The organism is Ramlibacter aquaticus, from assembly GCF_015159745.1.
Classification (GTDB): Bacteria; Pseudomonadota; Gammaproteobacteria; order Burkholderiales; family Burkholderiaceae_C; genus Ramlibacter; species Ramlibacter aquaticus.
Genome location: NZ_JADDOJ010000110.1, coordinates 1 through 11,066 on the forward strand (window position 1 = coordinate 1; position 11,066 = coordinate 11,066).

Below are 11,066 nucleotides of genomic sequence, written 5' to 3' on the forward strand. Positions count from 1 at the left end.
CTGGTGCTGGGGGACAACATCTTCTACGGCCACGATCTCGCCCCGGTGATGCGCCAAGCCGATGCGCAGCCCAATGGCGCGACGGTCTTTGCGTATCACGTTCACGACCCGGAACGCTATGGTGTCGTGGCCTTCGATGCGAAAGGCAACGCAACCAGCATCGAGGAGAAGCCGGCCCAGCCCAAGAGCCCGTATGCAGTCACTGGCCTCTATTTCTACGACAACCAGGTGGTGGACATTGCCAAATCGGTGAAGCCCAGTGCGCGTGGTGAGCTGGAAATCACGGCGGTCAACCAGGTTTACCTGGAGCGCGGCCAGCTCGCGGTTCAGATCCTCAAGCGAGGGTACGCGTGGCTGGACACGGGCACGCATGAGAGCCTGCTGGAGGCCAGCCAGTTCATCGCGACACTGGAGCACCGGCAGGGGCTGAAGATCGCCTGCCCGGAAGAAATTGCTTGGCGGGCTGGCTTCATCGATGACGCGCAGATGGCGCGTTTGGCCGAGCCACTGAAAAAGAACGGGTACGGCAAGTACCTCCTGCAAGTGCTGCGCGAAGGAGACCGCTCGCTATGAAGGTCATCAAGACGGAAATCCCGGAGGTCATGATCCTCGAGCCGAAGGTCTTCGGCGACGCGCGTGGGTTCTTCCTGGAGAGTTTCAATCAGAAGGTCTTTCGGGAGGCCACAGGACTGGCGCTCGATTTCGTCCAGGACAACCACTCGCGGTCTGCGCAGGGTGTTTTGCGTGGCCTGCACTACCAGCTGAAGCAGCCGCAGGGCAAGCTGGTGCGGGTGGTCCGCGGCTCGGTGTTCGATGTGGCCGTCGACGTTCGTCGCTCTTCGCGGACCTTTGGCAAATGGGTGGGCGTTGAGCTGAGCGAGGAAAACCAGCGACAGTTCTGGGTGCCACCTGGCTTTGCGCATGGCTTCCTCGTCCTCAGTTCTTCGGCGGACTTTCTCTACAAGACCACGGATTACTACGCGCCGGAGCATGAGCGGTGCATCGCGTGGAATGACCCTGCACTTGGAATCGAATGGCCCCTGACCAGCGTTCCTTCGGAGCAGCCTGTGCTCTCGGTGAAGGACCAGGCGGGCGTAAGCCTGGGTTCTGCCGAGACCTTTTTGTGATCTCGAACGGGTGCCGTCCCGTCAACGAGTGGAGAACTGATGCGCAGGTTTGACCCGTGGCCACACGCCATGGCGGCGTCAATGTGGGGGAACGCTGGCCTCATTCGAACCCTGATGGCAAGGGAGATCCTCGGGCGCTACCGCGGGTCAGCTCTAGGGCTGCTTTGGTCGCTGTTCAACCCGATCTTCATGCTGGGCGTGTACACCTTCGTTTTTGGGGTCGTGTTCAAAGCGCGCTGGGGATCGGACAGCTCGGGCAGTCCGTCAGAGTACGCGTTGACTCTGTTTGTGGGGCTCATCGCCTTCAACCTGTTCGCCGAGTGCGTGAACCGCGCGCCAGGTTTGATTCTTGCCAATGCCAACTATGTGAAGAAGGTTGTGTTTCCCTTGGAAGTGCTGCCCATCGTCAATCTCGGCGCAGCCTTGTTTCATGCTCTGGTGAGTCTCGCGGTCTGGTTGATCTTCTTCCTTTTGTTGTCTGGAATTCCGCCTTGGACCGCGCTTTGGGTGCCGGCGACTTTGGTCCCGTTGGCGTTATGGGTGCTGGGCGTTTCCTGGGCTTTGGCCTCACTCGGCGTGTACCTGAGAGACGTGGGGCAGGTGGTCGGTCTCGCCATGACTTCCCTGATGTTCTTGTCCCCAGTCTTTTACCCTGCGTCAGCACTTCCTGAAAGGCTGCGACCTATTTTCGAACTGAACCCTTTGACGTCGATCATCGAAATGATGCGGCAAGTGCTGATGGCGGGGCAGCGGCCGTCACTGACTCAGCTGGGTGTGCAGTGCGTTGTAGCGTTCTTGGCGGCCTCGCTGGGGTTCGCGTGGTTCCAGAAGACGCGGAGGGGTTTTGCGGATGTCCTCTGATTCCGACGTGGTCATCTCGGTCCGTAACCTCAGCAAACGCTACGAGATTTATGACCGACCTCGCGATCGGCTGCTGCAGATGTTCGCGCGTGGGCGCCGGCAGTTCTTCCGGGAGTTCTGGGCGCTGCGTGACGTGTCCTTCGATATCCGACGCGGTGAAACCGTAGGGATCATCGGTCGCAACGGGAGTGGCAAGTCCACCCTGCTGCAGCTCATCTGCGGCACCCTCAATCCCACTGCTGGAGAAATTGAGATCAAGGGCCGCGTCGCCGCTTTGCTGGAACTCGGCGCTGGCTTCAACCCGGAGTTCACTGGGCGAGAGAACGTTTTCATGGCCGGAAAACTCCTCGGGCTGACCGAGGAGATGATCGAAGAGCGATTCGACCGGATCGCTGCGTTCGCTGACATCGGCGACTTTATCGAGCAGCCCGTCAAGACTTACTCCAGTGGCATGTACGTCCGATTGGCGTTCGCGGTCAACGCGCACGCGGACGCGGACATCCTGGTGATCGATGAAGCCCTGGCGGTGGGCGACGCAGTGTTCACTCAACGGTGCATGCGGTTCATCCGCTCTTTTCAAGAGCGCGGGACGCTACTGTTCGTGAGCCACGACTCGGCAGCAGTACAAGCTCTCTGCAAGACTGCGGTTTGGCTGTCGGCGGGACAAGTTCGGGCAATGGGCTCATCGCGCGACGTGTCTGAGAGTTATCTTCAATACACGCTCCAAGAGACCTACGGAGAAGAAGCAAAGCTGCAGGACATCCGGAAGCAACCGCAACTGCCTGATCCCCAACCGGCGCAGCAGGCGGCCGTGGACTACGAAGTTCGAGTCGAACCGCAGCCGAACCTTGATGAAGCTCAGGGTTGGAAGACGGGCGCTGCAGAGATCATCGGTGTCAATCTTGAGCTTGCGGACGGCTCTAGTCCCCCCTTTTTAACTGGCGGCGAGCGCGTCCGCATGCGCATTGAAGCAGTCGCACACCAGCCTCTTGAACGCCCGATTCTGGGTTTTTTGGTGCGTGACAGGTTGGGTCAAGACCTGTTCGGTGAGAACACCCTGCCTTTCACGGCGGTCAGTCCGACGCGGGTCGAACAGGGTCAGCGCTTTAGGGCCATCTTTTCTTTCAGCATGCCAATGCTTCCTAACGGCTCGTATGCCGTGATGGCGTCCATTGCCGACGGGGACCTTTACACGCATGTGCAGCACCATTGGCTGCACGATGCTCTGATCTTAAACGTGAGCTCAGCCAAAATACGATTCGGCTTGGTCGGTATACCGTTTGAAAAGATAGAGTTTGGGGTGACTGAGTGAAGTCTTTACGAGAATTGTATGCAGAGCACAGCGGCAAGGTTTCGGATAAGTGGTCAATTTATCTTGACCTCTATGACCGAATTCTTAGCGCATGGCGGACCAAACCAGTTGAACTCCTTGAAATTGGTATCCAGAATGGCGGATCGCTGGACATCTGGGCTCGCTACTTCGAATCGGGAAAGAAATTCGTTGGATGCGATATCAACCCAAGTTGTGCGCTTCTTGTCTACCGCGATCCGCGCATCTCCGTTGTCGTTGGGGACGCGAATAGAGACGAAACAGAAGCATCCATCTCCACAATATCCGAGCGTTTCGATATCATTATCGACGACGGATCTCACACCTTATCAGATGTTGTGCGCAGCTTTTTGCGCTACTGGCCGAGATTGCGGTATGGTGGAGTCTTCGCCATTGAAGATCTTCACTGCAGCTATTGGCAAGAGTATGAAGGTGGCGTTCACCACCCATGGTCGTCAATTAACTTTCTCAAGTTACTGGTCGACCTCGTCAATCATGAGCATTGGGGCTTGACTTCAGCCAGGCTGAAGCTGATTCAGAGCTTCCTTTCGCGCCATCAGTGTGAGATTCCTGAGGAACAACTAGCCTGTATCCAGTCGATCACGTTCGCCAACTCTCTGTGCTTCATCACGAAGGAGCCAGTTGAACGGAACGAACTCGGAGGTCGCGTCATCGCGGGAACTGATGAAGCTGTCGTACCCGGCCACTGTCGGCTCGCAGGACAGCCGCTCTCCAGCCCCAGCCAGACAACCAACCCCTATTCGGTGGACTTGACCCCTCCAGCGCAACTACTGGCCCGTGCTCACTGGGAAATCGATAGGCAGCGCGCAACGGCTATAAGACTGAGTGCGGAACTCGCAGCAGAACGGAGCCAAAAAGCTGAGGCGCTAGCCCGCGCAGCAGAAGCCGAGGAGTTCTCGCAGCGCATTGTTCGGTCACGCGGATGGAGGGCACTCGATAGGTTGAGAACCCCCATCGTCGCCTACCGGCGAATTCGGGACCGCATGAGGCCCGCACCGTCCGCAACCCGCTCTGATACAGATCTTGTTCAGAACAGAAATGTGGCCAGCAAATTGGCTTACGAGCAACGGGTGCGACAAGAGGCGGACGCCTTGGCAGAGTATTTGCCTGCGATTCTAGAAACGCTCAGAGAAAGCAAGGTGTGGCCACGCATTTCCGTGCTCATGCCTGTTTACAACGCTCAGGAAACTCACCTGCGGCGCGCAATTGAGTCTGTTCTGAACCAGCTTTACGGACACTGGGAACTCTGCATAGCCGACGACTGTTCCACTGATCCGAAAATTCGGGCGATTCTTCAAGAATACGCAAATCGCGACGATCGTATCCGCGTAGTCTACCGGAGCGAAAATGGCCACATCTCGGCAGCTACCAACTCCGCATTGGAGGTTGCTTCCGGTGAGTTTGTGGCGTTGCTGGACCACGATGACGAACTGCACCCATTGGCACTCTACCGGATCGGCTGTGTGCTCTCAGATGATCCGGAGATCGATCTGATCTATACAGATGAAGACAAGATCGATGCCCAAGGCAGAAGGAGTGATCCCTATTTCAAATGCGACTTCAATTATGAACTCCTGCTGTCGCACAACATGATTTGTCACCTCGGTGTTTACCGCCGATCAACTGCGCTCGCCATAGGTGGGTTTCGACTTGGCTTCGAAGGAGCGCAGGACTATGACTTCGCCTTGCGCTTCCTCGAGACCATCGGGACGGCGCGTGTGAAGCACATTCCGGAAATTCTCTATCACTGGCGCATGCACGAGCAAAGCACAGCCGCTGCAGCGGACGCGAAGCCCTATGCCGTCGTTGCCGCCGAGAGAGCGATCCAGGAGCACTTGAATAGGGTGGGTCTAAAGGGCGAGGTCGGACAAGCTCCAGAAGCTCCTGGGATGCATCGAGTCCGCTTTTCCGAGCCCCAGTCAGAACCGTCTGTAGACATCGTCATCCCGACGCGTGATCGCGCTGACCTGCTTTCAATTGCTTTGTCGAGCATTTTCGGAAAGACCCAGTACGACAATTTCCAAGTGATCGTCGTTGACAACGGTTCACAGGAAAAGGAATCCCTCGATCTCATAGAAGAATGGGTTGCTCGAGGCCGTGTACGGGTGCTCCGCGTCGATGAGCCTTTTAACTTTTCGCGCTTGAATAATGTAGCGGTCCAACAAAGCAAGGCTGATCTTGTCTGTCTTCTAAACAACGATATCGAGATTATCGAAGGCGACTGGCTTCGCGAGATGGTTTCTCATGCGATTCGGCCTGGGGTTGGGTGCGTGGGGGCGCGGCTCTGGTATCCGGACGGAACTCTTCAACACGGCGGGGTTGTGCTGGGTATTGGCGGCGTGGCTGGGCACGCACATAAGCGTTGGCCTAGAGGTGATGCCGGGTATTTTGGCAGGGCCGTCCTTTTGCAGTCGTTTTCAGCTGTGACTGCGGCATGCCTGATGGTTCGACGCGAAATCTTCGATCAGGTCGGGGGACTGGACGAAAAATTAAGGGTTGCGTTCAACGATGTCGACTTCTGCCTTCGCGTCCGCAAGGCGGGGTATCGGAACGTATGGACTCCTTATGCTCAATTGGTGCACCACGAGTCAGTCAGCCGCGGCTTGGAGGACAACCCTGAGAAACAACGCCGCTTTAGTGAGGAGGTGGCCTTCATGAAAGAGCGTTGGGGCAAGGAACTGGTGACAGATCCAATGTACTCAGTCAATCTAACGCTGGAGCGTGAGGATTTTGGTTTTCGGTAAGCGGTTCCCCAGCGCTCGCGCCATTCCGAGCGGCTGCATATTAGTGCTTGCCTTATCGGGCTGGGCACTTGTGCTGTTCGCTTCCAAACTATGGCTTGTCGGGGAGTTCGGCAGCAACACCCCTTTCTGGGATCAATGGGACGCAGAAGCTGACAAGTTGTTCGGCCCTTTTGTATCCGGGCAGTTGCGTATCGCTTCCCTCTTTGAGGCCCACAATGAACACCGAATTTTCACAACACGACTATTGTCTTTGGCATTACTGGTCCTGAACGGGATCTGGAGCCCGATGGTGGAGATGACGGTCAATGCCGGACTCTTTGCGGTTTCAGTGGTGCTCGGTGCCTACCTGCTTGGGGTGGCCGGCGGATCTTTTGTCACGATCGCGACCTGCGCATTGGCCTCTTCGATTTTTGCCCTTCCTTTTGGTTGGGAGAACACCCTGTCCGGCTTTCAGTCGCAGTTTTACTTCGTGATTTTTTTCGGATTCTTGGGGGTCTGGTGGTTGACCACGGAGCACACTTGGAGTTGGCGGTGGTTGCTCGGCCTGTTCGCGGCTGTTCTCGCCTACTTTTCGCTAGCGTCGGGAGCGCTGGTCTTGGCCGCAGCACTAGGCGGGCTGCTCCTTCGTGATGGAGAACAGCGATGGGAGCGAAAGAACTTACTTGCTTATGGTTTGCTTGCAGCCCTGCTCGGGCTCGAGCTCAAGTCCGTTCCCCCGCTGGATCACAAATCTTTGTCTCAGATTGGCTTCGGGAATCTGATGATCGCTCTTGCTACCGGTCTGGCGTGGCCGCTCCAGTCGCCATGGCTAGCCGTGCTGCGGAACTTACCCTTGATATTTCTGGCAGCAGACCTTCTAAAGCGCAAGTGGCCAACGGACCCGCGACATTGGTTTATCTTGACTATTGGAATATGGACTCTGCTGCAGACGCTCGCATTAGCGTATGGGCGAACCAACGATATTTGGGCGCCTCGATATTTGGACCTGCATGCTCTTGGGGTGCTTTCTAACGCCGCAGCGCTTGCTGCCTGGCTCCACGGTTATAAGAAGCGACCTGGGATACGAAACCTCCCGCTTTCGAGCCTCTGGCTCCTGACTATGGCGTGGGCTGTCTGGGCCAACTTTCATGCGGTTAGTTTGCCCGGCCAATTGGAAGCTAAACGTGAGGCGAGTCAAAGACAGACAGACAACCTGGTCCGCTATCTTGAGTCTGGCGACAGAGATTGGCTTCGACGACTCCCCTATTTTCATCTGCCATACCCCGATCCGGATCGTCTCGCACATTTGACGGGCATGTCATCGATACAAGAGATCCTGCCTGGACATCTTCACCCTGAACTGCGCGTCAACGACGTGGTGATGTCTGGAGCCTTCGCCGAACGGGCTATCCCGTCTGCGATTTCATCAAGTAAGACTATGGCTTGGGGTAACTACGATAAGTCCGGTGGTGCGACCACCGATGCATTGTCTCTCTCTTACCCCGAGTTTCCTGTCGTCGCCCGAGCAGGTGGTATCGCTTTCGACGTTGCTGGTTATCCACTCTCCACGGGCGGGATTCGGGTGGAGCAAGGAGCCAGATCCATATCGCTGGCTTTCAAAGAAGAGCCCGGCAACCATTGGCAGACTCACTATGTCGGGGTTGAAGACGAGGCCTTAAAGATCCGTGTCGTCGATCGGGAATCAAAAAACTGGGTCGCCATCAGCAATGTGGTCGCCGCCGGACGCCTTGAATCTGGCGCCAAGTTTTTGCAGCAAGAGTGGCGCGCAGTCTTACTGCTCGGATTCGTCATGCTGTGTCTGTCTTTTGCTGCAGCGAAAATCTCCAGGAGCGCAACCGCGCTGAAGCAGAGTCTGCAATTGCGAGCAGAGCGGTTATGAGCAACTTGGGCGGCGACGAGAAGGGCGTCGCCAAAGGCGTTCGCGCCATCAGCGTGGCCTTGAGTGCTGTCTTGCTGATTCTGCTCGCCGTGCCGTTCTCACCGAGCTACCCTAGTGTGGGTCTGGACACGTCGTGGATGTACGGACTCAACGAAGCGGTGGCCCGACACCTTCGCTTTGGGCGCGACATCATTTTCACGTTTGGCCCTTACGCCTCGGTCTACACACGTCAATACCATCCCTCGACCGATCATCTGATGATTGCCGGTTCGATTCTGGTCTACACGGCTGGATTTGCCCTTTTCGCTCGAAGCTCCGAGCGCACCCGACAGGCCTGGATGTGGGTGTTGCCCTTCCTCGTATCGCAGTCATGGCTCCAAGATGCGCCTCTGATGGTGACCCCACTGGTACTGCTTTACGCAGCGGAGCGTGAGGAAGCGAAGCGCGACGATATAGGAACGGCAATCCTCTGCTTCGGGTCAGCAAGCTGTGGACTTCTACTCCTTGTCAAGGGAAGCTTCGCGCCGATGGTGTGCGGATGCGTGGGCCTTGCTGCTGTGTTGAGATGGAGCGCAGGAAGCCGCAAGGAAGCGCTCGCAATCATCTGCGCACTGACCGTTGCCACCATCGCGGCCTGGGTTGTTGCGGGACAAAGCCTCTTGGATCTCCCTCAGTTCTTCCGGTCGCAACTACCCATCATTTCGGGGTATACGGAAGCGATGGCCTTGCCTGGGAATAACTGGGAGCCGGCACTCTATTGCGGTTGCGCGGCCGCACTTCTGTTCCTCTGCGTAACCTCAAACAAAGGCAAATCACGCGTTATCTTGACGATAGGCCTGGTCCTGTTTTTGTTTATGAGTTTCAAAGCCGGATTTGTGCGCCATGACGGGCATGCAGCCATCGCGGCGTCAGCCTTGGCTATGGCTGGACTCCTTGCTTTTTACACGACACCCGGTACACGAGGTTTAGTCGCGCTGGTGTTGAGCGAAGTCGTATTCTTCTCGTTGATCAGCTCCTATCAGCCGATGGATCTCTGGTCCATCTCTAGCAGGTCAATAGAGCGCCTCGGCGCTGGCTTGCATGGTGCGGCCATGCGCTGGCGCCACGCGGCCACGTTGGAGCATGAATTTGAAAATGCCAAATCTCTCATCGGTTCAAATTCACCCATAGAGCACTCTAGCGAGAAGGTCGATGTATATCCGACTGAGCTCTCCTATGCTCTTGTGGCGAGCATCCCGAACTGGTGGCCTCGTCCTATTTTTCAGAGCTACTCGGCATACACGGGGGAACTCCTCGACGAGAACGTGCAGCACTTGATCTCGTCGCCACCGGATGAAATCTTCTTCGACGTTCGACCGATCGACGGGAGATATCCGGCTTCGGACGACAGTAAGAGTTGGCCTGTCATCCTTAGCAACTACGAGCCAATCTCGACGAGAAGCGGTTTCATCCAGTTCCGTCGCCGTAAAGAACCCATAAAAATAGAATTTTCGGATCAGATACGGATGGCTCCTGTGGCATTCGGCGAACCTCAGAAGCTGTCCCCTTTCAAAGCAGGAGCGCCAGTCTGGGTAAGGATCGAGATGGAGCCCACTTGGCTTGGTCGTCTTGTTGCACTCGCATACAAGGTGCCACCGGTGTCTATGCATCTGATGTTTGGCTCACATCGTGCAACCTATCGACTGATCCCATCGATATCGAAGTTCGGCTTCCTGCTATCCCCTACAGTTCAAACGATCGAGGATTTTCTCGCGTTGCTGTCGCCCGAGTCTGCTGATTTAGCGCTGGGAGGTGACCGCATTCCGATGACGCTGACTGTCGATCCCGGAGCTGGGGGGCGCTGGTTTTGGAAGGGTTATTCCCTGAGTCTCTCCCAGATGAAAATTCCTGGTGAACCGGAAGTAGACAGGCTAATTTTCAGCCCCAGTCGGATTGAACCCGTGAGTTTCAACCTTCCGCCTGGGGGAACTTGCGTGATCGACTCGATCAATGAGTTGCAGCTCGGTTCCCAGCCAGCCGTTTTGAAGTCGCCGGTGTGGAAAGTGAGAGGTTGGGCGCTGCTCTCAGTCGATGGATACGTTACGAACAATGGTGTGAAGCTCATGCTGACAGACTCATCTGGGTCAAGTCGCATTTATGAGACACGGGTCGTCACACGCCCAGACGTTGGGCGTCATTTCAAACACGAAGAAGCGTCGAACGTGGGCTATGAAGCGCTGATTGATGCAAGGGCACTTCGAGGGCCTCGATCGACTATCCGGATCATCCAGAAAAGCGTTAAAGGCGACTTGCTTTGCGACAAAACTGCAGTGGTCATGCACTGACGTGGAAAACGTTCCGCCCCGGGCCACTCGTAGGAAAATAAATCGCGCACGCCGACCAAGGTTGTGGACCTCCGCTGCCATGCTTGAATGAATTGAACTTCGGCTGCCCGCTCCTGGCCGTGAGGGCAGGCAGCACATTCGTTTTCTGTGGGCGTGACCCGCCTTAAGGCTAGGGTTGCACGCTGCATATACTCGTGCCCTGCCGGGCGTCAACCGGAGCAAGCGCTTCCAGCTACTCTATGTCAGCCTCAACATGACCCTCGACCTGCGCTCCCAAAAAATCGTCATCACCGGCGCAGCCGGCCTGGTCGGACAGAACCTCACCGTCATGCTTCGTGAGCTGGGCTACACGCAGCTCGTGGCGATCGACAAGCAAAAGAACAACCTGGGTCTGCTGGCGCAGCTGAACCCAGGCGTGGAAACTGTACTTGCTGATGTGGCCGACGACGGGCCCTGGAGTGAAGAGCTTCGCGACGCTTCAGCAGTCGTCATGCTCCACGCCCAGATCGGCGGACTCGACCCCCAGGCCTATGTCCGCAACAACGTAGTGGCCACCGACCGCATCCTGGAAGCAGTCAAGAAGCACAACGTCCCCTACGTCGTCCACATCAGCTCTTCCGTCGTCAACTCCGTCGCCGACGACGATTACACCCGCACCAAGAAGACCCAGGAAGAACACTTCCTGGCCAGTGGCGTGGCTGGCTGCGTTCTTCGCCCGACCTTGATGTACGGATGGTTCGACCCCAAGCATTTCGGCTGGCTCGCGCGCTTCATGGAGAA

Annotated in this window: 8 protein-coding genes; all 8 read left to right on the plus strand. The window is 56.7% G+C overall.

Annotated features, from left to right (window positions below):
* On the plus strand, nucleotides 1-573 hold a 573-nt coding region (locus tag IM725_RS18515; protein ID WP_265335013.1), incomplete at its 5' end, for a sugar phosphate nucleotidyltransferase.
* The gene (gene rfbC, locus IM725_RS18520; protein ID WP_193782116.1) at nucleotides 570-1,127 is read left to right on the plus strand and encodes a dTDP-4-dehydrorhamnose 3,5-epimerase; all 558 of its coding nucleotides are present in this window, start codon (nucleotides 570-572) and stop codon (nucleotides 1,125-1,127) included. The genes IM725_RS18515 and rfbC, both read left to right, overlap by 4 nt.
* 114 nt (nucleotides 1,128-1,241) lie before the next feature.
* Nucleotides 1,242-1,988, plus strand: coding sequence for an ABC transporter permease (locus tag IM725_RS18525; RefSeq protein WP_353805331.1), 747 nt, complete (start codon nucleotides 1,242-1,244; stop codon nucleotides 1,986-1,988).
* A complete protein-coding gene (locus tag IM725_RS18530; RefSeq protein ID WP_193782118.1) occupies nucleotides 1,978-3,300 on the plus strand; it encodes an ABC transporter ATP-binding protein in 1,323 nt (440 codons plus the stop codon). The genes IM725_RS18525 and IM725_RS18530 overlap by 11 nt, the downstream gene beginning before the upstream one ends.
* Nucleotides 3,297-6,083, plus strand: coding sequence for a glycosyltransferase family 2 protein (locus tag IM725_RS18535; RefSeq protein WP_193782119.1), 2,787 nt, complete (start codon nucleotides 3,297-3,299; stop codon nucleotides 6,081-6,083). The genes IM725_RS18530 and IM725_RS18535 overlap by 4 nt, the downstream gene beginning before the upstream one ends.
* Complete coding sequence (locus IM725_RS18540; RefSeq protein ID WP_193782120.1) at nucleotides 6,061-7,962, plus strand: hypothetical protein; 1,902 nt, start codon at nucleotides 6,061-6,063, stop codon at nucleotides 7,960-7,962. Before IM725_RS18535 ends, IM725_RS18540 begins: the two co-directional genes overlap by 23 nt.
* Nucleotides 7,959-10,286: a hypothetical protein gene (locus IM725_RS18545; protein ID WP_193782121.1), complete on the plus strand. Its 2,328-nt coding sequence runs from the start codon at nucleotides 7,959-7,961 to the stop codon at nucleotides 10,284-10,286. Before IM725_RS18540 ends, IM725_RS18545 begins: the two co-directional genes overlap by 4 nt.
* A gap of 253 nt (nucleotides 10,287-10,539) precedes the next feature.
* A partial coding sequence (locus IM725_RS18550; RefSeq protein ID WP_193782122.1) for an NAD-dependent epimerase/dehydratase family protein occupies nucleotides 10,540-11,066 on the plus strand: 527 nt, incomplete at its 3' end.